The following is a 24,119-nucleotide window of genomic DNA, read 5'->3' on the forward strand; positions in this document are numbered from 1 at the left end:
TACTTACGGATTTAAAATGGTTTTTAGTTTGGTCTTGATTCTGTTCATCTTCACGCGCGCATTGACTTCACTAATACCCATTGTTTCACTTATTTCTCTGTAATTTTTATCTTCTAAATATAAAAACACCAATGCTTTTTCAATATCGTTTAATTCTTTCACGGCCCTATATAGCAATTTGAGTTGTTGTTCTTCAGTATCATCATATTCTTCCGCTTTAATTTTAAACTCGATACTATCAAACTCTTGGGTGTTTATTCGGCGTTTTTTCTTTCGGTAAAGGGTTATAGCGGTATTTAAAGCCACACGATACATCCAGGTGCTAAATTTTGAGTCCCCTCGAAATTTCGGATAGGCTTTCCAAAGTTGAATGGTGATTTCTTGAAACAAATCGTTATGCGCATCTTGGTTGTTGGTGTAAAGCCGACACACTTTATGCACAATATTCTGATTGGTTTCTAGCTGTTCAACAAAACTATGTTCTAATGATTCGCTCAAATTGGTGGTTTAGTAGTGTATAAGTAGTTTTTATTATCAAAACGTTACAGGGTAAACAAACATAATTCAAAAATAGCCATTTTACCATGTATACTTTATATTTGTGGTATAGAAATTAATTTATTTACTATGAATATTCCTGAATCGCAATTCCCTAGAATTGTTGTGGTTGGCGGCGGTTTTGCTGGTGTAAACCTGCTAAAGTCTTTAAAAAACAAACCCGTTCAAGTTGTTTTATTGGATAAGCGTAATTACCATACATTTCAACCGTTATTGTACCAAGTATCTAGTTCGGGATTAGAACCGGACTCTATTGCTTATCCACTTCGTAAAATTATTAATAAATCGGATAATATATTTTTCCGACTTGCAGAAGTTCTCTCCATTTCTGCAGAAAATAATAGTATTGAAACGTCTATAGGTAACTTAACTTATGATTATTTGGTTTTAGCAACCGGAACAAAAACCAATTATTTTGGAAATTCGGATGTTGAGACATTTAGTATGCCTATGAAAACGGTTCCACAGGCATTAAATATTCGAAGTTTAATTCTTCAAAATTTAGAGAAAGCCACCATAGCAAAATCAGTTGAAGAGCGTCATGCTTTTCTAAATTTTGTTATTGTCGGAGGTGGTCCAACTGGAGTGGAATTAGCAGGTGCCATTGCGGAATTAAAAAACAATATTGTACCCAAAGATTATCACGATTTGAATGCTGAAGATATGCAGATACATTTGTTGGAAGGCAGTGAAAGATTGTTGCCGCCAATGAGTAAACATGCCTCTGAAAAAGCGATGGAATTTTTAGATAAATTGGGAGTTCAAATTCATTGTAATACCTTCGTAAAAAATTATGATGGCAAGAAAGTGGAAACCAATACAGATTTAGAATTGGAATCTGAAACCTTAATTTGGGCTGCTGGTGTAACTGGAAATCCAGTGAAAGGATTGGCTTCAGAATCACTCATGGAACGGACAAATCGGTACAGCGTGAATACTTATAATCAGGTGGAAAATTACCCTAACATTTTTGCGCTAGGAGACATAGCATATATGGAAACAAAAGCCTATCCAAAAGGGCATCCTCAAGTGGCGCAACCAGCCATTCAACAAGGGCAATTATTTGCTAAAAATATCTTGAAATTAATAGCGAATAAACCCATGAAAGAATTCAAATATAGCGACAAAGGTTCTATGGCAACCATAGGGAGGAATAAGGCCGTTGTTGATTTAGGCGCACTAAAATTCGCTGGATTTTTTGCCTGGTTTGTTTGGATGTTTATTCACCTTATGGCACTGGTAGGATTTAGAAATAGAGTCGTGGTTTTCTTCAATTGGACCTACAATTACATCAATTTTGACAAGGCTGCACGCTTAATTATACGTCCTTTTAATAAGTTGAATAAATAGTTTAATATGTAATGTATAAATAATTGGATTACAGTATTATAAATATTCAGTATAAATAAAATCTATCGTTGTTTTAGAAGGCCAAAAACAATAGATAACTGCGCAAAAGCATATGTAAACATAATACTTATATTTGAATACGGCAAGGGTTCATAAAATTTATTGAGTGCTAATAAACTATCTGAAATCATAAAAAGAATAGCTCCAATAAATACCAGAATATAGCTTTCCTTGCCAACCATTCCTTTCCGTAAATATGCAGCTGTTGCCATCCCTAAAATGACAGCCATATAAATAATAACAGGTAAAAGCATAGCGCCTAAATTATCTTTTAAAAGGTAAAAAAGTACGGCTCCATATACAGCTAAAATTGAACAAAATATGATTGGAATTTTAGAGACATTTCTGCGTTTTAAAAATACTAAAATATAAAGAATATGAGCTGTTAAAAATGCCACTAATCCAACCGTAAAAAAGTGTTCAGATTGATCTACAAACATGAGTAAAATATCACCCAATAATGAGAAGATTAAGGCGCCAATTGTAAGCAGTTTTAATCGGGTTGAAATTGGTTTTTGACATTGCCCATAAAAAATGATCAATGAAATTACTAAAGCTGGTTTTGCAAAATAATGAAGAAATGGATATGAGGTTGAAGCGAAGATTTCAATAATTAATAAGAGAGAAAATAGGAGTATAAAATATTTTTCGGCAGTGGTTAATTTCATGATTTATAGATAGAAATAATTGTTGGTTAATGATTCTTTTTTAGGACGAGGGTATGCGCTTTTTCTTGAAGTAATAAAGCATATAATTTGTCTCTGGAATACGTACTTCCAGCACCAGTTTTTAATGCTTTATGGTAAGCTAAAATAGCTTTGTCTATATCTTTTATGGCAGCATAATAATCGCCAAGAGAATCATAAACATTCGAATTGTTAGGATAATTTTTTACATTCAATTTAAAGAAAGCTTCGGCTTTTTCGTAGAGCTCACGTTTTATGCAGCCATATCCTAACTGATTTACGTAATCTTCGGGTGGTAATACCGTATATCCTAATTTTTCAGATATATTTTGAAAGTGAATTTTGAGTGTTTTAATGACCGCAACATCTTTAATTTCTAGATTTAAAATGAGTGGAATAAAACTCTTATCCATATCGTACCAAGAAAATATATAGCGTAAAGCGTCATAAGTAGCTATTAAGGGCAGACTTCCGTGGCCATCATCGGGATAATACTGAAATTTAAAGTCCAGTTTAGCTGAAGATTCGGGAACAATTTTTGTAGAAAATTCTAGAATATCTCGAATGTGTTGAGTTGCATGCGTCGTATCTGCGGTAACGGTTCCAATAGTAACTTCAGGTTTTAAAGTGTTAGCTATTCCAAGGTATAAAGTTTCATCAGTTAGGCTTTTATTATTAAGAATTACGTTTGCTTCTTTCAGCATGGCAGAATCTGCCCACCATAAACTAGGATCTAAAGCTATATAACTATTAAAAAGTTCAGGTTTCTTGAGCATGGTATTAATAACAGTCAGTCCACCCAAAGAATGCCCAATGTAAATTCTGTAAGGTTTAGTAGGATACTTCTGATCTATATAAGGAATAAGCTCTTTTTTCATAAAATCCAAAAAAGCTTCGCCACCACCAGATGTGTTTGGTCCATTTTTCTGATTTCCATGTTTGGGTGTTAAGTCGCGCATTCGGTCTGTGTTGAGAATGCCAACCACAATCATTTTTGGCATTAGGGTATTGCCTTTTGTGGCACTTAACTCTTGAATAATACCCACAACAGACGTGAAATGTTTATCACCATCTAATAAATAAACCACTGGAAATGCTACTTCAGAGTCGTTTTCGGATTCTGGAATGTGTACCCAAAAATCGCGTTTTTCATCTAAAATGGAAGATTGGATACTGTCTGAAACACCGATAGTAATTAATCCTTTATTATTTGTTTGAGCGCTCGTTTCGTGACAAACAGCAATAAACAGCATACTAATTAGTAGTATCACTATTTTAATACACCTCGATGATTTTATAAAAAAGCTCAAAATACGGTACAAGTTAGATTACTAAAATAGGAATTTATTATTAATTTTTTAGTATTTTATATTTCAACCTAGTTACATTGGGGTTGGTTAAGTATCTGTATTTGGAAATATTATGAACTTTGCCAGCTAAGTTTGCTTAAACTTAAATAGAAACAGTTTTTGCATAGAGTTTTTATTTTACACATTTTAAAAACTTATGCAGAATTATTCCACTTATAGATTAATATTCAATATATTTAATATCCTGTTAGTCAGGTTAAAACGTGATTCAAATCATAGTTTTATTGATAAATTTTGAGAAACTTAATAACGGTTAAACTTAAGGAATCATGAAACTCAAAAAAAAAGCTAATTTAGAAATTGGTCGTAATAGTGCCATTTATTTTGCTGTTGGTCTTAACGTCATGTTATTTTTTACGTGGCGTGGTTTGGAATATCGTACTTATGACCATAAGAATGCAACGCAAGAACTCTTGATTTTTAGTGATGAAATTGAAGAGGATATTCCCATTGTTAACCTTGAAACAACGCTGCCACCGCCGCCAGCTGCTGCTGCAGTTCCTGAAGTAATTACAATAGTTGAAGACACTAAAGAAATAGAAGAAACGGTCATAGAAAGCTCCGAGTCCAATCAAGACGATCGGATTGTGGAACGTGAAATTGCGGTGGAAGAGGTAGTTGTAGAAGAGGTGGAAGAAGAAGTTACTGTTCCTTTTTCAGTAGTGGAAAATGTACCTATTTTCCCAAATTGTGCAGGTAAAAACAACAATGAGTTGCGGGACTGTTTCAATGCCAAAATAAACGAACATATCCGCAAGAATTTTAAATATCCAGAATCCGCTTTAGATTTAGGAATTCACGGTAAAGTATATGTGATGTTTGTTATAGATGTTAATGGTATTGTAAGCAATATTAAATCCCGAGGTCCAGATCTTCAATTGGAACGAGAGGCTGAACGGATTATAGGTTTATTGCCAAAAATGGAACCTGGAAAACAACGCGGAAAACCGGTAAAAGTGCCCTATACCATTCCTATTAATTTTCAAATAACAGATTAATTCCTTCTTACTTATAGTAGCATTATTTAATAATGTTTTGAATTGAGTTTCAATATTTAGTTCATAAACAACTGAATATCTCAATCAGTTTGTTGGCCAAATTCATATTTTCTTATTCGAATTTGAATCTTTTTACATTTCAGCTATTAAAAATTACAGTTCAGTAGGTATCTTTTTTAAAACTAAAGATACGGGCAGATATTTGTCTTATCAAATGAAAAAATTAAGCGTGTTACAAATGGTTTTGTTTAGCTTTATAAAATTAAATCAGATGATAAATTTATAAAACCCATGAATAAATTTTTTAAAAATATCGCCATCGTATTTGTAATTGGGATCATGGTTTTCCTGATTGGAAATGCATTAACAGGCGGTTTTGAGAATAAAACAATAAATGAATTAGGAACAAATTTTCTATTTTATCAATTATATGCTTTTGTTTTAGGCTATTCTAATATGCAATTTTTCTACTATTTAGGAAAATATGATTTGTGGAAAGGTCAAGCTTTTAATCGCATTTTGTTTGGTTTAGTTGGTTCGGTTGTGATTACCTTAATTGGTTTATTTTTTCTTCACATGTTTGAATCTATGGTTTTTGAAAACAAGAGTTTTCAAACATTTGTGGATAATGAATCTTATCGCGATTACATTTTCGGGTTATGGATGAGTTTAACCATTGTTATAGTCTTTCATGCCATATTTTTCTTTAAACAAGCCCAAGAAAAAAAGGTGAAAGAATCGCAAATCGTGGCGCAAACGCAGACAGCAAAATTTGATGCGCTTAAAAACCAATTAGATCCTCACTTTTTGTTTAATAGCTTAAATGTATTGTCTAGTTTAATTGAAGAGAATCCTGAAAACGCCCAAAAATTTACCACGTCACTTTCAAAAATTTACAGATATGTTTTAGAGCAAAAAAATAAAGATTTGGTTTCGGTAGATGATGAATTAGCTTTTGCTAGAACCTATATGAACTTGCTAAAAATGCGATTTGAGGAAAGTATTATTTTTGAAATCCCTAAGCAGGCTTCCAATCCTGAAAGTAAAGTGGTGCCCTTATCATTACAGCTTCTATTGGAAAATGCCGTAAAACATAATATGGTAACGTCCAATAAACCTTTACAAATAAAAATATATGAAAATCAAGGCAATTTAGTCGTCGAGAATAATTTGCAAACCAAGCAAGTTTTGAAAAAGGGTAGTGGCGTAGGTTTAGGCAATATTACCGAACGCTATTCCTTATTAACATCTAGAAAAGTATTTATAAACCAAGAAGCAACGGTTTTTATGGTGTCAATTCCAATGCTAACAAAACGAACAACCGTTATGGAACCAGAACAAATTACAAATCAAGAGGAAGCCTACTATTTTGCAAAAAAAGAGGTGGAAAAAATAAAGGGTTTTTATGGCAACCTTATTTCATATTGCCTTGTTATACCTTTATTGTTTTTTATTAATTATAATACATCGTGGGAATTTCAATGGTTTTGGTTTCCTATGTTAGGATGGGGAATGGGACTAATATTCCATGGGTTTGGCGTATTTGGTTACGGTAAATTATGGGAAGAACGCAAAATACAAGAAATTTTAAATAAAGATATTAATCAAAACAACTGGAACTAATGAATAGTAATTACAATTTTGAGCAAAGATCTCGGATGGATCGTGCAAAAGGCGAGGTAAAAAAAATTAAAGCATTTTATTCTCATGTATTGGTGTTTGTGGTTATTAATTTAATGATTGTGGTGCTGAATATTCAAGCTTTAGAACCTGGAGAAAGCTACTTTCATTTTGAGAATTTCTTCACCTTAACCTTTTGGGGATTTGGATTATTGGTACATGGCTTATCTGTTTATTTACCAAATTGGGTTTTAGGCAAAAATTGGGAAGAGCGCAAAATCAGTGAATATATGAATCGTTACAAAAAACGTTAACTACTAATTACCATTACATTTATTATGAATATCATTATTATAGAAGACGAAAAACCATCAGCAAGACGTTTACAGCGCATGTTGAGTAAATTGGATTTACAAGCCGAAACCATGTTACACTCTGTTGAAGAATCTATTGCTTGGTTTCAAAATAATCCACATCCCGATCTCATTTTTTTAGATATTCAATTAAGTGATGGCTTGTCTTTTGAGATTTTCGATGTGGTTCAAGTGAAATCTGCTATTATTTTCACGACAGCTTTTGATGAATATGCACTTCAGGCCTTTAAATTGAATAGCATAGATTATCTATTAAAACCAATTGATGATGATGAATTGGCAAAAGCTTTAGAGAAATTTAAAGAACATCAATTTAAGGCTCAACAGGTAACTGTAGATTTTAATGTAATTAGAAATTTACTGGTTAATTCAGCAGAACCAGACTATAAAAAGCGCTTTTCAGTAAAAGTTGGCCAGCATTTAAAACTGTTTAACATTGAAGATATAGAATGCTTTTACAGCGAAAATAAAGGCACGTATTTGCACACAAACCAAGGCCGAAGCTATTTGCTGGATATTACTTTAGAACAACTGGAGGATGATTTGAATCCGAAATTATTTTTTAGAGTGAATAGAAAATTCTACGTTCATATTCATGCTATTAAGGATATGGTTAATTATTCCAACTCCAGATTACAGATTAAATTGACTAGTTTTAACGAACAAGAAATTATTGTAGCGCGCGAGCGGGTTAAGGAATTTAAAAATTGGCTAGAATAAGGTTGTAGAGAAAATTTCTAACTAAAATTAATCCTCTAATCTATTATCATCAAAAGCTGATGGCAATAATTTCGGGATAAATTTAATTACAATTGGCAATAATAAGGCACCTCCTGGTAACATAAAAATAGCCAAACTCGGTATAGATTTAAAAATATCTAATAATTGATTATTCACACGCTTTTGTTCTTCAGCGTTCAGTTCTCGAACTGTAGATTGCGTAAGCAATTTCATAAGATCTTTACTTTCACGTAACTCCTTTAATAAACGTTTACTGTTTCTTGAAATTAATTTCTTCACCATTTCGCTAGAATTATTGTAAAATGTCTTTACAATATTCTTGGAACTTAAAAGGGCAATCCGATCTTTATGCGTTTCATAAAATGTATGAATAGCTTTGGTAGCTTCATCCGTATGCGAAGTTCTTAACTTTAAATCGCTACTTAATGTATTTAAAAAATCATATTCCCGTTTATCAATTACACTATCTCCCCACGCAGCCATACAGGCAATATCCATGATATAATGTTTCTCTAAAGGTTTAGAAATATGAAGAAGCGCATCCTGATAATCCATTTTTGCCGTGTCATGATAGCGTCTAGACTGCTCAAACAAATCTATAAGGCTGGTATCATAATCACTTTTCTGAATTTTAGAGTTTAAAGTTTGAACAACGATAGTTTCAATAGAGGCTTCAAAATTCTGAAGATAGATTTCTGAAATGTTTTCGGTCTTCAAAAACGTTTTATAGGCTAGAACATCAGTAAATAGAAGTGCATTGGTGATAAAATAGTTAAAACTTCTCTCAAAAACATTGTCATCTATTTGAACCCGCTTATGAATAATTTTTTCTAAAGTCGTTACATTTTTCTTGCCTCCAAGCAATTCTGAAAAAAACGAAGATTTATAAGCGTTGATATGGATGTAAAAATCAAGAACGCTGTCAATAAAAACGGTATCTGTTTTAGATGTGCTATGAATATATTTAAAAGCCGTGATTAAATTTATTTTACAAATCTCTTCACTTGTAAAATCCTGTTTGGATACATAGTTTTTAAAAACGCCCACATTACTACCATATATAAAACCATTTTTTCGAAGCTCTTTATAAAAAGTTTCTGTAGAAAGCGTAGCAAGATTTGTAGATAAATTTTCTACAAGTAAAAGTTTATATATCCAGCCGCTTGCTGATGGGTTCATGAGATTGTTATTAATGGCACAAAGATAAATTATTAATCTAAAAGTGCCTATAAATTAAGTTTATCAAAAATAAATAAAACCGACTTTAAAGTTTTTGCGTAGGTAGGTGTGAGAGTAAATAATAATTAACAAAAACTCAAAATTATGAAAAACATGAAAATTTATTTGGGAATCGGCGTCGCAGTAATGGCCGGTTTCGTTTTGGTAGCAGCCGATCATATCGATGCACCAGCAGTAGCGGGCGGTACTAGTGATATTACCGATTTCTACGCCTTTCAAGGGCAAGACACAGACAATTTAGTCTTTGTGGCTAACGTTCAAGGATTATTAAGTCCAGCTTCTACAAGCGCTGCTGCGTTTGATGAAAATGTAATGATTGAAATCAACATTGATACCAATGAAGATAACATTGAAGATTTAGTTATTCAAGCCATTCCAAGAAATGGAAAAATGTATTTTTTCGGTCCATATGCGCCAACAAATACGGGTTTAAGCAGTTCTATTCTTAAAAGTAAAGCGTCTGGTAATGTTGCCATTTCTAAATACGGTCAATCGGCGGTAATTGAAGAAACAAACGGTATGAAATTTTTTGCAGGTCCTAGAGATGATCCATTTTTTATGGATTTCGCACGTTTTGGTGATATTATCGCTGGAAATGAAACGGAGTTTGCTAATCCAGGTTCAGATACGTTTGCAGGAACAAATGTTATGTCTGTTGTAATTGAAGTGCCAAAAAGTATGGTAGGTGGTTCAGGAAGCATCAACACATGGGTTGAATCTAAAAGCAAACAATAATTAACTAACATTTAAAATTTACAAATTATGAAAAATATCAAATATATATTAGGTGTGGTTGCTTTATCAGCCATTACTTTCAGTTGTTCAAACGATGACGATTTTACACCAGCACCAGGCGGTGGTGGAACTACAGGATCAGACTTTTCAGGAGTTTATATGCAACAAGATCAAATGGCTAGACCAGCGGTGAACACTGTTTTTGTTTCACCTGCAAGTAAAAACATGTTTAACAAAACTATTCCATCTGAACAAAACGCTACTTTCCAAGGTATGTTTCAAGCTAATTTAGAAGGTTTAAATCCTGCTTTTGCAAACCCTGGTGATTCTAATGCTTTAGGATTAACATCTGAGCAGTTTACAGGTTTATTAGCAACGGATGTACTAACAGTTTCATTAGATGGTCCAACAACATTTTTTGATGGAACCAATGTATTAACGGGTCGTAATTTAACGGATGATGTTATTACAGTAGAATTAATTTTAATTTTTGGTGGTGAAGCCGGTTTAACAAATCCAGAGTTTCCAGGATTATCAAATGATAATGTTGATGCAAATGATAAAGATTTTTTAATTGGATTTCCCTATTTAGCTAGCGCTTGGTAATAGCTAGAAATCAGAGTATGTGTAAGCATACTCTGATTATTTTTTTAATTACCAATATTACAAAACAAACACACAAACACATCACACGCATGAAAACACTAACCTATTATATAACGCTTATGGTTTCCCTGGTTGCATTAACCAGTTGTGAAAACGAACCAGAGAAAATAACAAAACTTTCTGACTATAATTCTTATTTGGAACTAGTTGAAAATGACGCGCTGCAGCAAGCTGAAGAGGATCTTTTATTTTGGGAAAATAAGCTAGAAAAAGAACCATCACAGTATCCGTATTTAGCAAAAGTTGCGGCGTCTCATTCTCAATTATTTACAATTTCTGGAAAAATTGAGCATTTAAAAGATTCTGAAAAAAACTTACTAGCGGTAAATGAACGCACAAACTATGATAACGCTGGTTATTTGCGTGCTTTATCTAGAAACTATATTTCGCAACACCGCTTTCGCGAAGCTAAAGATTTGCTTGTAAAAGCGAAAGCCAACGGCGAAAACATTGAATCAACATATAAAATGCTTTTTGATGTAGAATTAGAATTAGGTGATTCTGCTTCAGCTCATGATTATTTGGAACGTATTAAAGATTTAAGCAGTTTTGACTATTTAATTCGCTTGTCTAAATGGAGCGATCATCAAGGAAATTTAGATGCTGCTATAAAATATTTGGAAAAAGCAACAGCCATGGCTGAAAGTTCAAACATCAATAGTTCTAAAGAATGGGCTTATACCAATTTAGCCGATTTTTATGGTCATGCGGGTAAATTTCAAGAATCTTACAACTATTATTTAAAAGCATTGGCTCTAAATCCTAATGATGCCTATGCTAAAAAAGGAATTGCTTGGATTGTTTATTCTTATGAGAGAAATCCAGAAGAAGCTATGCATATTCTGAATTCGTTAACTGAAAATTATCAAGTGCCCGATTTATATTTATTGAAAGCTGAAATGTCAGATTTCATGAAAGACAATCAGGCTAAAATGGACAACACAAAAACCTATATGGAATTGGCTGCAAATCCTGGTTATGGCGATATGTATAATGCTTATAATATTGATTTATATGCAGATATGGATAATGAAAAGGGAACAGCATTACTTTTAGCCAATAAGGAAGTTCAAAATCGCCCAACCGCTTTATCTTATGATTGGTTGGCGTGGAGTTATTACAAAAACGGAAATGTTAAAAAAGCGTTAAGTATCATGGAGGAGTTTGTTATTGGCAATACTTTTGAGCCACTTGTTACGTATCATCTTGCCGTAATTTATAAGGCAAACGGACTAACAGAAAAAGCTACAAAACTAAAACCTGAATTAGAATCCAGTATTTATGAATTAGGACCAGTTCTGGACCTAGAGATTTCAAAAATTTAAAACCAACTTAACCACTATTATGTTACTTAAAACAAAACAATTCACATGGCTATTTTTGCTCTTTATTCTGGGCCATGTTACACAAGCTCAAAATATAAAAGGAACTATAACCGATGAAAATGAACAGCCAATTGAAGACGTTTACGTTTATAATTTAAATTCATTTACTCACACGCATTCCTTATCCAATGGCTCTTTTATGATAGAAAAAAATAGCCTAGGCGATTCTATTACTATTGGCTTATTGGGTTACGAAAAAACGACGATGGTTGTAACTAATGATCATTTCAAAAATGGTTTGAATGTTAACTTAAAAAGTAAAGCTATTCTTTTAAATGAGTTAGTAATTACCGAGCAAGTTAACGCTATGAATAGCGTTTCACGTGTGGATTTGGAAACGAATCCAGTGAATTCTTCTCAAGAAATTTTAGGAAAAGTACCTGGTTTAATAATTGGTCAACATGCAGGAGGCGGAAAAGCAGAACAGATATTTTTGCGCGGTTTTGATATAGATCACGGAACGGATATTAGTTTATCTGTAGATGGTATGCCAGTAAATATGGTGTCTCACGCACATGGCCAAGGTTACAGCGATTTACATTTTGTAATTCCAGAAACCATTAATAATATCAATTTTGGAAAAGGGCCTTATAATGCCAGTAAAGGCGATTTTGCAACAGCTGGTTATGTGGAGTTTAATACAAAAGACGATATTAATGGAAGCGAGATAAATTTAAGCTATGGCCAATTCGGCGCGTTAAGAACATTAGGTATGTTTGATTTATTGCAAAACAGCAAACGTTCAAACGCTTATGTAGCATTAGAATATATTGAGTTTGATGGCCCATATAAATCGCCTCAAAACTTCAATCGAGTTAATCTTTTTGGAAAATTCAGTACCTATTTAAAAGGTAATGATAAATTATCTTTAACGGTTTCACATTTCACAAGTCGTTGGGATGCATCCGGTCAAATTCCGCAACGTGCTGTGGATAGTGGTTTAATCTCTCGTTTCGGATCTATAGATGATACCGAAGGTGGAAATACTTCTAGAAGTAATGTGAATGTGAGTTATGAAGCCATTCTAAAAAACGATTTACAGTTTAAGTCGAATGTATTTTACAGCAATTATAATTTTGAATTGTATTCTAACTTTACCTTCTTTTTAGAAGATCCGGTTAATGGCGATCAAATAAAGCAATTGGAAAATCGGGACATATTCGGGTTTAATACGGCTTTTATAAAGGATACCAAGTTGGGTGACATTGATACGAAGGTTACGACTGGATTTGGTTTACGTTATGATATGGTAAGTGATGTGGAATTATCACACACTAAAGACAGAACTGAAACATTAGATTATTTGGCTTTAGGAAATGTAAATGAAACCAACATGTTTGGTTATGTTAATGCTGAATTTAAGTTTAACAAGCTTATTATCGCGCCAGCTTTACGTTTAGACCATTTCAAGTTTATGTATAATGATGGTTTGGTTACGGCTTATGAAACTTTATCTGAAACGAAAACAACAGCGAGTCCGAAATTGAATTTCTACTATAATCAGAATAAAAATCTACAATGGTTCTTAAAATCAGGAATTGGTTTTCATTCAAATGATACCCGCGTAGTTGTTGCTCAAAGTGGCGAAGAGATTTTGCCAAAAGCTTATGGTGCTGATTTAGGAACCATTTGGAAGCCATTTCCTAAAATGGTATTTAACACGGCTTTATGGTACTTGTTTTTAGAGCAGGAGTTTGTTTATGTTGGAGATGCTGGAGTAGTGGAACCAAGTGGAAAATCGGAACGTTACGGATTAGATCTAGGTCTGCGTTACCAATTTACAGATTGGTTATATTTTGATACAGATGCTACTTTAACACATGCTAGAAGTGTAGATGAGCCAAGCGGTGCAAATTATATTCCATTGGCACCAGACTTTACCTTATCAGGTGGTTTAGCAATTAATGATTTAAATGGTTTTTCTGCAGGAATTCGGTACCGTTATATTGATGACAGACCAGCAAATGAAGATAATTCTATTGTTGCCAAAGGATATCTTGTAACCGATTTGAATATGAATTATGCCTTCAACAAAAACTTTAGTGTTGGTATGGCTATTGAAAACGTATTTGACACGGAATGGAATGAAACGCAATTCGCTACAGAAACGCGTTTACAAAATGAAGTAAATCCAGTTGAAGAAATCCATTTCACGCCTGGAACACCTTTCTTTATTAAGGGAATTGTGAGCTATAAATTTTAAGTGTTTTTGTAATGATGAAAAAAATGAATAAGTGACTCGATGTTTAGAGAAGTTTGTTTGTGGTTTTTGTTTGTTTGTAAGCGTCTGTGGAAACACAGACGCTTTTTTTTATCAATTCCAATAGTCGCAATAGCCGGGTGTTACTATATTTTTGTCAATTTTAAAAACAGATACTAACTTTTTAGACTGTCGTACTTCATCTAATTCATTGCTAAAAATTACTTCTACCGTAATGCCATTTGGTAAGCTTTCCTTTTGTTGTTTCCATCTCTCAAAAGCTGTTGGGTGTATCAACATGGGCATATGCATAAAATAGGAAGTATCCACCATATAAAGATGGGATCCTGCATGTTTTTTTAGTTTCTTTTTTAAGCTATAGGTACTTTTTAAATTATAAACTGCATACTTTTTAGCTTGTATAAGTGTGTCTTTAATGTTCGTGTACTCATAATGATTTGCTACACTCTTAAATGTATTTATCCATTTTATAATAGCGTCACAATCAATATTTATGAATTCCGCTTTTCTAAATTCAACTTTAGAAACAAGAACATCTGCAGATATTTTATCATACTTTCTAAATATTAATCTATAGTTCAGGCTATCTTCAGAAATTAGATTAGCATAGTAGCTATTGTCTTTAGAGTTAGTGAGGTATATGTTTGTTGTTTTTATAGAGTCCTCTTTAAGAAAAGTAGTTTCATAAGTTAACATATAATCAAAGTGATAGTTTTTTTGTGAAAAGACAAAAACAGGAAATAGTAAAAAAAGGAGTAATTTGAAGTTCATAAATTAGGTTAATCTGCTTATCAAATGAAGTGTTAAGCCTGTAATGTATGAATTAAAAACAAAAACGGCTTCATTCTTAAAGCAGAAAAAGCCGTGTGTTTATGTAATGTAATATTTAATGCCTACAAACCTTAAAGCGGCTGTGGTATTAACTTGAAACAGCTCCCAATGTATATAATTGTTCCATTGTTGGAGATGTGCTTCCACCTTCAGGCTCTAAAGTAATTCCAAAAGCTTCAGATGCGTTAGCATTTTCTATAGTAAATATTTTAGTTTCATTGTTGGCAAAATCATCTATAGTGCCTAAACTAGTAGGTGCTAATGGATTCAACGTTAAAGACCAAACTTGATATACTTTTCCTGCTGGCGGTTCTGGTAAACCTTGAACATCCAAATAAATGTTATTAGCATTTTTATCCCAATAAACAGTAGCGTAAGCTTCTGGAGAGACGGCTTGACCTGAAAGCGGAATGCTAACAATATTCTTGTCGCGAATAACCGATAATAATTTCTGCGCTTCCGTTAAATTAGCCGTTGCTGTTGTAATGCGTTCTTCTAATAAGGTATTATCTATGGTTTTTTCTTGTAATTCCGTTTTTACGGTTTGAATATTTGTTTTCAACGCATTTTGCTGATTCAATAAATAAATCAATCCACCTGCAAGCACAATAGAAGCTGCCCAGCCAGAATAGGCTAACCAGTTTGTTTTAGGTTCGTGTAAAGGCACAACTTTAGTTTCATGCTTATCATCAAGACCTAATTTTGTTTTTACAGCTTTAAATAAGTGTTGTGTATCAGATGGAGAGGCTGCAGCTGTAAGCTGAACAATAGCAGCTTCAATTTTTAGAACTTCATCTAATAAATCAGGATTGGTAAGCAGTTTATCATAGACTGCTTTATTTTCGGCATCAGAAAGACTTCCAGCTATATATAGCTCTAATATTCCAGATTCTATGTATTCTTTGTTTGTCATTACTTTACGTCGAGCATGATTCGGAGCTCATTTATACAATTTCTATTTCTCGTTTTTATAGTTCCAATGGGCATATCAAGGGTTTCTGAAGCTTCCTTTTGGGTAAAACCTTTAAAGTAAAGCAACTCAATAACCTCAATACATTTTTGTGCTAACTTGTCTACAAACTTCTTTATTCCAATAGAATTGGTTTGTTCATTCAAGTTATCATTGGATTCTAAAATATCTACGAAAAAATCAGCTTGAAGGTTTTTTTTCGAGTTCTTAAAAGCTTTGGATCGTGTTTTGTCAATAGCGGCATTCCGCGCTATATTAAGTATCCAGGTAAAAAAACGACCTTTTTGAGCCGTATAAGATGCAGAATTATTCCAAGCTTTTATAAATACATCTTGCATCACTTCTTCAGCAAGGTCATTATCACGAACAATGTTATAAATAACACCATGCATACTTTTGCTATACATTTTATATAGAGATTCAAATGCTTTTTCGTTTTTATCTTGAAATTGTGAAACCAAAGTTTCTAATTGCATATATTTTTTATTTTAAGTCTCTAAAGTAGCTAAATAATGCGACCTATGATATAAATGTTCATAAAAAAAAGCTGCATAAAGCAGCTTTTTAAAATTTCGTTTGAAAATGAATTATTCAATAACACCAGCACAACTAACACGTGCTCCTGCATCTCCTGTAGGTTGTGTTTTAAAGTCGTCTTTTCCTTTATGTACAATTACGGCTTTTCCTAGAATATCTTTTGCAGGGTCATCACAACCAATACACCACTCATCAGTAGAGAATGTAATGGTTGCATTTCCTTTTTCGTCAGCTTCCAAGTTGCCAATATCACCTTTGTGGTATCCTGCAGCATCACCCCATTTTCCATGTGGTTCACTAGTTGGATTCCAGTGTCCTCCAGATGATGTTCCATCTTCAGAAGAGCAATCTGCTGTTTCATGCAAATGAATAGCATGCGTTCCTGGTTCCAAACCGCCCATAACAGCAGTCATTGTAACCGTGCCGTTTTCTTCAGAAAACACCACATTACCATTTACATTACTACCACTTTTCGCGATTAATTCAATAGTAACTTTTTTGGCAACTACAGGTTCTGGCATTACTTCTTCAACCTCGTTTACAGGTTCCATTTCCATGCTTTCTTTCTTATCATTTTTACAGCTCGTGGCAATAGCAAAGACGGCTACGAGTGCTAAAAGGTTTATTTTTTTCATTAGTTTTAATTGTTTAATTGTTCATCCGAAAGTTACATATAATTTCACAAAAAATGAAAGGAAAGCGCATTATTGTATGATAATTATCATATTTTATATTGCAAATAGATGTTAATTTTGCTTTATATTTAGTTGAGTATGACAAATTTATTAATAAATAAGTATAATGTTGCGGGACCTAGGTATACTAGTTATCCAACGGTTCCCTACTGGGATGAACCGTCATTTTCTGTTAAAAAATGGGAGTCTAGCTTAAAGCAATCGTTTCAAGAAAGCAATATAAGTGAAGGCATTAGTTTATATATTCATTTACCTTTTTGCGAAAGTTTATGCACCTTTTGCGGTTGTAACAAGCGTATAACAACGCGCCATGAAGTAGAATCGCCTTATATTAATTATGTTTTAAAAGAGTGGCAATTATATGTCGCTATTTTAGGCAGTAAACCGCGAATTAAGGAATTGCATTTAGGTGGTGGAACACCTACTTTTTTCTCACCTAAAAATTTAGAAAAGCTTATCGACGGTATTTTTTCTAACGCTGAAAAAGCAGAAAATCACGAATTTAGCTTTGAAGGCCATCCAAATAATACCACAGAAGCCCATTTAAAAACACTTTACAATTTAGGATTTCGTCGCGTTAGTTACGGAGTTCAGGATTATAATGATGTGGTACAAAAAGCCATTCACCGTATTCAACCTTTTGAAAACGTTAAGCGGGTAACCGAGCTAGCACGTGAAATTGGTTATACATCTATCAGTCATGATATTATTTTTGGTTTACCCTTCCAAACCGAAGCGCATGTTGCTAATACAATTGCTAGAACCAAAGAATTAATGCCAGACAGGATTGCCTTTTATAGTTATGCGCATGTGCCGTGGATAAAAGGAAATGGTCAGCGCGGGTTTAAGGATAGCGATTTACCTTCAGCAGAAAGTAAACGCAAACAATATGAACTAGGGAAATCTGAATTAGATGCTTGCGGTTTTGTTGAAATAGGTATGGATCATTTTGCATTAAAAAGTGATAATTTATATCAAGCAACGGAAACGAAAGCCTTACACCGAAATTTTATGGGTTATACATCCAGTAAAACTCAAATGATGATAGGTCTTGGTGTTTCGGCTATTAGCGACAGTTGGTATGGATTTGCTCAAAACGAAAAGAAATTAGAAGATTATTATAAGCGTTTAGATACAGACGAAATCCCTGTTATTAAAGGTCATATTTTAAGCACTGAAGATTTAATTATTAGACGTCATATTTTGAATTTAATGTGTCATTTTGAAACATCATGGACTGAAACTGATAATTATTTTAAAGAATTGCCAGATGTATTAGTGCAGTTGGAAGAATTAGAGCAAGATGGCTTAATTCAAATGGAACCATCAACCATAAAAGTAACGGAAGCGGGCAGACCTTATGTCCGAAATGTGTGTATGGCTTTCGATTTGTTATTACAACGCAAGCAACCAGAATCCCAATTGTTTTCAATGACAATTTAGTTTTTGAAAACAGATTACCAATAAATAAAAGAATTAATTAATCATAAAAGCGTTAATAAAATAAGTTTACGTTTAATTAAAATCATCCAATCATGAAAAAAATTATTGTACCAATAGATTTCTCTGAGTATTCCGAATACGCATTAGAAACAGCTGCTATGTTAGCTAAAAAGAATGGTTCGGAAATTTTGGCTTTACACATGTTAGAAATGTCTGATGCTGTTTTAACACGAAGCAACACGAATACCCAAATGGAATCTGTGTTTTTTCTAGAATTAGCTAAAAAGAAATTTAGCGAGTTTTTAGATAAACCGTATTTAGAAGGTGTGAAAATTACGCCAATTGTAAAACAATTCAAGGTGTTCAGCGAAGTAAATGAGGTTGCTAAAGAACATGATGTGGATTTAATTATCATGGGATCTCAAGGAACTAGTGGTTTCAAAGAATATTTCGTAGGTTCCAATACTGAAAAGGTAGTTCGTTATTCGGATATTCCGGTTTTAGTTATTAAACACAATCCAATTTTAACAGAATTTGATACAGTTGTTTTTGCTTCTGATTTTTCTGAAGACGCTGTTACAGCATACAAGAATGCTAAAAAGATGTGCGCAACTTTAGGTGCAAGCATGCATTTAATTTATGTAAACTTACCAGGTGAAAACTTTAAAAATACAGCAGAAATGGAAGGTAGAGTTGTTACCTTTTTAAAGCAAGCTGATGGCGATTTAGAAAACTTATCTACAGTTACTTATGTTTGTGATTATACGGTAGAACAAGGTATTTCAAACTTCGCAAATCTAATTGGAGCTGATCTTGTAGCAATGGCTACTCGTGGTAGAAAAGGCTTGGCACATTTTTTTGAAGGAAGTATTTCAGAGGATATGGCTAACCATTCAACATTACCAGTTATGACATTCAAAATATAAACGTTCATAGTAAGTATAATTTGTTAGTAAGAAAGAGTCAAATTTTGTGTTTGACTCTTTTTTTTGTATCTTAATTACCTATAAACCCATATCAAAATGTTTAAAAGGGATAAATATATCCGAAATATGATAATTGTCATATTTTATATTAACATTTCATTATACTTTTGATATATAAATTAAATCATACTATGAGAACATCATTGAAACTAATGACATTATTATTTGCAATGGCTTTAATAAGCTGTGGCGGTAAAGAGGAGAAAAAGAAAGAAACCTTCTCTTATGACAAAAAAGCACCACAAACAGAAACAACTACCAAGAAAGAGGAAGTACTTCCACCTTCTAAAAGAGTTGATTTAACAAGTAAAGGTGTTGGACCTATAACTTCTGTAACATTGGATGCTGATATTAATCAGACCATGGCAGATCAAGGTTCCGAAATCTACAAAAAGATGTGTACAGCTTGTCATAGAGCCGACAAAAAGTTTATTGGACCAGCGCCAACAGGAATTTTGGAACGTAGAACTCCAGAATGGGTTATGAACATGATTTTAAATCCTGAGCAAATGGTAAATGAGGATGCTTTAGCTAAAGAACTATTAATGGAGTTTAACGGATCGCCAATGGCTAATCAAAACTTAACAGAAGTTGAAGCTAGAGCTGTATTAGAGTACTTTAGAACTTTATAATAACCTAACCACTATGAAACCAATTAAAAAACTGTTTTTTGCAGCTTTAAGCTTATCACTTTTTTTAGGTTGTAAAAATGAAAACGCAGAAGGTACGCCAACAGTTGTAGATACCAAGACGGTAACTGAAACATCTGGACGTACAGGACAAGCCTTTATTGAAGATGATGGCAGTGCGCCATCGGTATTGCAAATTGCCATTGGTTCTCCAGACCACACAACATTAGTGGCTGCTGTTCAAGCTGCACAATTGGAGAATTCTTTATCTAATGCAGGACCATTAATGGTTTTTGCACCAACAAATGAAGCGTTTGCAGCATTACCAGCTGGAACTGTAGAAGATTTATTAAAGCCAGAAAATAAAGATGCTTTAGCAAATATTCTAAAATATCATGTAACACCAGGAAACTACTCCAAAGACTTTTTGAAAAAGTTTAAAAAGCTAGGACAAGCAAACAATCAAGATGTTGCTATAGTTGTAGAAGGTGACGACGTTTATGTAGGAGGTGCAAAAATTATTGCAAGTATTCCTGCAGGAAATGGAATTGTTCACGTAGTGGATAAAGTGATATTACCAGCAAACTAATTTTAAATCAACTTAATGTAAATAATAGGATAATGAGAAAATCAATTAATATTTTTATCTCAATAATTATGGTTGCCGGACTGGTTAGCTGTAATGATGGAGGCCAAAAAAAAGGTAAACGAGGTGCCCAAGGTGGTCTTGCTACCAACGCTGCTGAAAGAGTATACGTTGCTCCTGGTGAGCTTGACGAATATTACGCATTTATGTCTGGAGGATTTAGTGGGCAGCTTGCTGTTTACGGATTACCATCAGGTCGTTTATTAAAAGTACTTCCTGTATTTTCTCAAAATCCAGAAAATGGTTGGGGATATTCTGAAGAAACTAAACCAATGCTTAACACATCTTTCGGTTTTGTGCCTTGGGATGATTCGCATCACCCAGACATTTCTCAAACAAATGGTGTTTTGGATGGTCGTTGGGTTTTTATCAATGGTAACAACACGCCACGAATTGCACGTATTGACTTAAAGAACTTTAAAACTGAAGAAATTTTAGAAATTCCTAACAGTGCTGGTAACCACAGTTCATCTTTTATTACTGAAAATACGGAATATGTAGTTGCAGGTACACGTTTCTCTGTGCCAATTCCACAGAAAGATATGTCTATAAAAGACTACAAAGGAAACTTTAAAGGTTCTTTGACTTTTATTAAAGTTGATCAAGAAACAGGAAGAATGAATATTAAATTCCAGTTAATGATGCCTGGATTTAACTATGATCTTTCTCACCCAGGACGCGATAAGAGTCACGGTTGGTTCTTCTTTACAACATATAACACAGAAGAAGCGCACTCACTTTTAGAAGTAAACGCTTCACAAAACGATAAAGATTTTATTGCTGCCGTAAACTGGAAAGTAATTGAAGAGTATGTGAATAATGGTGGAGGAACAAAAGTTCCTGCTAAATATGCACATAACATTTTAGATGAAAACACGCACACTGCTACATCAACTATGTTAGATGAAGTGTTAACAGTTAACCCAATGGATGTTCCTGGAGCGGTTTATTTCTTACCAACTCCAAAATCTCCACACGGTTGTGATGTTGATCCAACAGGTGAATATATTGTAGGTAACGGAAAACTTTCTGCTGATTTAACAGTGCACAGTTTTACAAAAATGCTTGATGCTATTGAAAAAAAGAAATTTGATGGTGAAGCTTATGGAATTCCAATTTTAAACTTTGAAGATATTTTAGCTGGTGTTGTTAAGCAACCAGGTTTAGGACCATTACATACAGAGTTTGATGATAAAGGAAACGCGTATACTACGTTCTTTATCTCTTCTGAAGTTGTAAAATGGAAAGTTGGTACTTGGGAAGTATTAGATCGTCAACCAGTATTCTACTCGGTTGGTCACGGTATGATTCCTGGAGGAAACTCTCGTAAGCCATTTGGAAAATACTTTATAGCTTTAAACAAAATTACTAAAGACAGATATTTACCAACAGGTCCAGAGCTAACGCAGTCTGCGCAGTTGTTTGATATTTCAGGTGAAAAGATGGAGCTGTTGTTAGATTTCCCAACTATTGGAGAACCGCATTATGCTGCAGCAATACCGGCAAGTATGATTGCTCCAAATTCTAGAAAGATCTATAAATTGGCTGAAAACAAACACCCTTATGCAGCCCTTACAGATGGTGATGTAAAAGTTGTACGTGATGGAAAGGAAGTTCATATTTACATGAATATGATTCGTAGCCACTTTAATCCAGACAATATTGAAGGTGTTAAAGTAGGAGACAAAGTATTCTTCCACATTACAAACCACGAGCAAGATTTTGATGTACCTCACGGTTTTGCAGTAATTGGTGCTAATAATGCTGAATTATTAGTAGTTCCTGGTGCAACAGAAACTTTAGTTTGGGAACCAAAACAAGTAGGAGTATGGCCATTCTATTGTACTGACTTCTGTTCTGCACTTCACCAAGAAATGCAAGGTTATGTACGTGTAAGTCCAGCTGATTCAGATATTGAATTATCTTGGAGTTTAGGTGATGAATAAATAAAATTTAATGCCAATAATTTAAGAGTTTGGAAATTTTGTTTTAGTGTTTATTTCCATACTATAAGGCGAGAGTTGATTATTTTCACTCTCGCCTTTCTTTTTAAAATGCTATTAACTGAATGGTTAATTTAATTTAAATTTATTATGAAAAAAGCAGGAATAATAATGATTATAGGATCACTTTTATTATTAGGGCTCTTTAAATTTCCGCTTTGGAATATCATGCTTGGCGCACCTCAATATCCAGACCCTTTAGGAATGGACATCTATATTCAGGGAATAGAAGGTGTTCAAGAATTTGATATCCAAAATATTGATGGTCTTAACCACTATATTGGAATGAGAACCATCCCGAAAGTAGAAGACATGTGGGAGTTTAGGGTATTTCCAGCCGTTGTTGGAATCATGGTAGCACTTGGTGTGATTATCGGTTTACTAGGTTTCTTTGGCAAATTAAGTTACAAATGGTTTCTTGGTTGGTTCGTTTTGATGTCTGTACTTGGTATTATGGGAATGTACGATTTTAACTTATGGTTAATAGATTACGGTACAAATTTAGATCCTAAAGCTATTATGAAACTTGAAAATCTAGATGGAACACCTATGTCTTACAAACCACCATTATTAGGTTACCAGAAAATGCTTAATTTTGATGTAGATTCTTGGCCAGGAGCTGGAGCTTATATGATTTTCGCTGGAATGATGCTTACTGTTGTAGCTTTCTTTGTAGGGAAAAGTGCTATTAAAAAGCATATTAATGCTGCTTAAATTTATTTTGAATTTAACTTTAAGATCCAAAGGAAAAGTGACGATGACGACTTTCCTTTACTAAATTGAAAATTGATACTCAAATATTAAACTATAATCAGATGAAACAGTTTCTTTTTCTGGGCGTTATAAGCCTTTTATTCACCTCTTGTAATGTGAGTCCGCAGCCCATAAATTATGGGTCGGATGCTTGCAATTTCTGCGATATGACTATTGTAGACAAGCAACATGCTTCGCAATTGGTTACATCAAAAGGGAAGGCTTATAAATATGATGCTATTGAATGTATGGTGCATTCCTTACAAGATAAGTTTCCAGATACAGAAATGGCGTATTATCTAGTAGCGGATTTCCACCAACCAGGTGAATTGATTGATGCCACCAAAGCTTCTTTTTTGGTGAGTAAGAAATTACAGAGCCCCATGGGAGAAAATCTATCCGCCTTCTTAAATCAAGAATTAGGAAAGAAAGCGCAAAAAGAATTTACTGGCGATATATTCTCTTGGAAAGAAATTCAGGATTATCTAAAATTATAATATTAAAAAATGGCTTCAGCATTTTCTAACGGACTAAAATCCTTTTAAGATTTGCTGAAGTTTTTTTATTGCATTCCTAAATAAATGGGTTAGTTGGATGTGATTTTTATGAATTTCAAGTCTCGA

Annotated in this window: 24 protein-coding genes; 16 read left to right on the plus strand and 8 right to left on the minus strand. The window is 33.6% G+C overall.

The window, feature by feature from the left end:
* Positions 1-3 precede the first annotated feature (3 nt).
* A complete protein-coding gene (locus ES674_RS10560; protein ID WP_148404000.1) occupies positions 4-498 on the minus strand; it encodes an RNA polymerase sigma factor in 495 nt (164 codons plus the stop codon).
* Between the two features lie 129 nt (positions 499-627).
* Between ES674_RS10560 and ES674_RS10565 the strand changes: the two genes are divergently transcribed.
* Positions 628-1,908 carry an NAD(P)/FAD-dependent oxidoreductase gene (locus ES674_RS10565; RefSeq protein ID WP_148404001.1) on the plus strand — a complete coding sequence of 427 codons (1,281 nt, stop codon included), beginning with the start codon at positions 628-630 and terminating at the stop codon, positions 1,906-1,908.
* Positions 1,909-1,970: 62 nt separating this feature from the next.
* On the opposite strand, the gene ES674_RS10570 is transcribed toward ES674_RS10565, so the two are convergent.
* Both ES674_RS10570 and ES674_RS10575 read right to left on the minus strand, forming a co-directional pair.
* Positions 1,971-2,636 (minus strand): lysoplasmalogenase, encoded by a 666-nt coding sequence (locus tag ES674_RS10570; protein WP_148404002.1) that lies wholly within the window; start codon positions 2,634-2,636, stop codon positions 1,971-1,973.
* A gap of 26 nt (positions 2,637-2,662) precedes the next feature.
* Positions 2,663-3,925: an alpha/beta hydrolase-fold protein gene (locus ES674_RS10575; RefSeq protein WP_148404003.1), complete on the minus strand. Its 1,263-nt coding sequence runs from the start codon at positions 3,923-3,925 to the stop codon at positions 2,663-2,665.
* A 368-nt stretch (positions 3,926-4,293) separates the two neighbouring features.
* Between ES674_RS10575 and ES674_RS10580 the strand changes: the two genes are divergently transcribed.
* The 4 genes from ES674_RS10580 to ES674_RS10595 all read left to right on the plus strand — a co-directional run bounded on the left by ES674_RS10580 (position 4,294) and on the right by ES674_RS10595 (position 7,736).
* Positions 4,294-5,022: an energy transducer TonB gene (locus tag ES674_RS10580; protein ID WP_148404004.1), complete on the plus strand. Its 729-nt coding sequence runs from the start codon at positions 4,294-4,296 to the stop codon at positions 5,020-5,022.
* Positions 5,023-5,313: 291 nt separating this feature from the next.
* Entirely contained in the window at positions 5,314-6,645 is a 1,332-nt protein-coding gene (locus ES674_RS10585) for a histidine kinase (protein WP_148404005.1), read from the plus strand.
* Entirely contained in the window at positions 6,645-6,956 is a 312-nt protein-coding gene (locus ES674_RS10590; protein ID WP_148404006.1) for a 2TM domain-containing protein, read from the plus strand. The genes ES674_RS10585 and ES674_RS10590 overlap by 1 nt, the downstream gene beginning before the upstream one ends.
* Before the next feature lie 24 nt (positions 6,957-6,980).
* Positions 6,981-7,736, plus strand: a complete 756-nt coding sequence (locus ES674_RS10595) for a LytR/AlgR family response regulator transcription factor (RefSeq protein ID WP_148404007.1) — start codon at positions 6,981-6,983, stop codon at positions 7,734-7,736.
* A 27-nt stretch (positions 7,737-7,763) separates the two neighbouring features.
* Here ES674_RS10595 and ES674_RS10600 read toward each other — a convergent pair whose 3' ends face one another.
* Entirely contained in the window at positions 7,764-8,936 is a 1,173-nt protein-coding gene (locus ES674_RS10600) for an LETM1-related biofilm-associated protein (RefSeq protein WP_148404008.1), read from the minus strand.
* A 144-nt stretch (positions 8,937-9,080) separates the two neighbouring features.
* Between ES674_RS10600 and ES674_RS10605 the strand changes: the two genes are divergently transcribed.
* The 4 genes from ES674_RS10605 (at position 9,081) to ES674_RS10620 (ending at position 13,985) form a co-directional block, all read left to right on the plus strand.
* On the plus strand, positions 9,081-9,731 hold the full coding sequence (locus ES674_RS10605) for a DUF4331 family protein (protein WP_148404009.1): 651 nt from the start codon (positions 9,081-9,083) through the stop codon (positions 9,729-9,731).
* Positions 9,732-9,758: 27 nt separating this feature from the next.
* Complete coding sequence (locus ES674_RS10610; RefSeq protein ID WP_148404010.1) at positions 9,759-10,337, plus strand: DUF4331 family protein; 579 nt, start codon at positions 9,759-9,761, stop codon at positions 10,335-10,337.
* Between the two features lie 89 nt (positions 10,338-10,426).
* Entirely contained in the window at positions 10,427-11,722 is a 1,296-nt protein-coding gene (locus ES674_RS10615; protein ID WP_246126022.1) for a tetratricopeptide repeat protein, read from the plus strand.
* A gap of 19 nt (positions 11,723-11,741) precedes the next feature.
* Positions 11,742-13,985, plus strand: a complete 2,244-nt coding sequence (locus ES674_RS10620) for a TonB-dependent receptor (RefSeq protein ID WP_148404011.1) — start codon at positions 11,742-11,744, stop codon at positions 13,983-13,985.
* A 111-nt stretch (positions 13,986-14,096) separates the two neighbouring features.
* On the opposite strand, the gene ES674_RS10625 is transcribed toward ES674_RS10620, so the two are convergent.
* The 4 genes from ES674_RS10625 to ES674_RS10640 all read right to left on the minus strand — a co-directional run bounded on the left by ES674_RS10625 (position 14,097) and on the right by ES674_RS10640 (position 16,976).
* The gene (locus ES674_RS10625; RefSeq protein WP_170234004.1) at positions 14,097-14,774 is read right to left on the minus strand and encodes a hypothetical protein; all 678 of its coding nucleotides are present in this window, start codon (positions 14,772-14,774) and stop codon (positions 14,097-14,099) included.
* Between the two features lie 148 nt (positions 14,775-14,922).
* Entirely contained in the window at positions 14,923-15,747 is an 825-nt protein-coding gene (locus ES674_RS10630) for an anti-sigma factor (RefSeq protein ID WP_148404013.1), read from the minus strand.
* Positions 15,747-16,280, minus strand: a complete 534-nt coding sequence (locus ES674_RS10635) for an RNA polymerase sigma factor (protein ID WP_148404014.1) — start codon at positions 16,278-16,280, stop codon at positions 15,747-15,749. Before ES674_RS10635 ends, ES674_RS10630 begins: the two co-directional genes overlap by 1 nt.
* Before the next feature lie 111 nt (positions 16,281-16,391).
* Positions 16,392-16,976, minus strand: a complete 585-nt coding sequence (locus ES674_RS10640; RefSeq protein WP_148404015.1) for a superoxide dismutase family protein — start codon at positions 16,974-16,976, stop codon at positions 16,392-16,394.
* A 138-nt stretch (positions 16,977-17,114) separates the two neighbouring features.
* Between ES674_RS10640 and hemN the strand changes: the two genes are divergently transcribed.
* The 7 genes from hemN (at position 17,115) to ES674_RS10675 (ending at position 23,993) form a co-directional block, all read left to right on the plus strand.
* Positions 17,115-18,479 carry an oxygen-independent coproporphyrinogen III oxidase gene (gene hemN, locus ES674_RS10645; protein WP_148404016.1) on the plus strand — a complete coding sequence of 455 codons (1,365 nt, stop codon included), beginning with the start codon at positions 17,115-17,117 and terminating at the stop codon, positions 18,477-18,479.
* Positions 18,480-18,571: 92 nt separating this feature from the next.
* On the plus strand, positions 18,572-19,405 hold the full coding sequence (locus ES674_RS10650; protein ID WP_148404017.1) for a universal stress protein: 834 nt from the start codon (positions 18,572-18,574) through the stop codon (positions 19,403-19,405).
* 191 nt (positions 19,406-19,596) lie between these two features.
* A complete protein-coding gene (locus ES674_RS10655) occupies positions 19,597-20,097 on the plus strand; it encodes a c-type cytochrome (protein WP_148404018.1) in 501 nt (166 codons plus the stop codon).
* Positions 20,098-20,110: 13 nt separating this feature from the next.
* On the plus strand, positions 20,111-20,683 hold the full coding sequence (locus ES674_RS10660; protein WP_148404019.1) for a fasciclin domain-containing protein: 573 nt from the start codon (positions 20,111-20,113) through the stop codon (positions 20,681-20,683).
* Positions 20,684-20,715: 32 nt separating this feature from the next.
* The gene (nosZ, locus tag ES674_RS10665; RefSeq protein ID WP_148404020.1) at positions 20,716-22,686 is read left to right on the plus strand and encodes a Sec-dependent nitrous-oxide reductase; all 1,971 of its coding nucleotides are present in this window, start codon (positions 20,716-20,718) and stop codon (positions 22,684-22,686) included.
* Positions 22,687-22,833: 147 nt separating this feature from the next.
* Positions 22,834-23,457 carry a hypothetical protein gene (locus ES674_RS10670; RefSeq protein ID WP_148404021.1) on the plus strand — a complete coding sequence of 208 codons (624 nt, stop codon included), beginning with the start codon at positions 22,834-22,836 and terminating at the stop codon, positions 23,455-23,457.
* A 101-nt stretch (positions 23,458-23,558) separates the two neighbouring features.
* Positions 23,559-23,993 (plus strand): nitrous oxide reductase accessory protein NosL, encoded by a 435-nt coding sequence (locus ES674_RS10675; RefSeq protein WP_148404022.1) that lies wholly within the window; start codon positions 23,559-23,561, stop codon positions 23,991-23,993.
* Positions 23,994-24,119: the final 126 nt, after the last annotated feature.

Origin of the sequence: Bizionia myxarmorum (assembly GCF_008086205.1) — a bacterium.
Classification (GTDB): Bacteria; Bacteroidota; Bacteroidia; order Flavobacteriales; family Flavobacteriaceae; genus Algorimicrobium; species Algorimicrobium myxarmorum.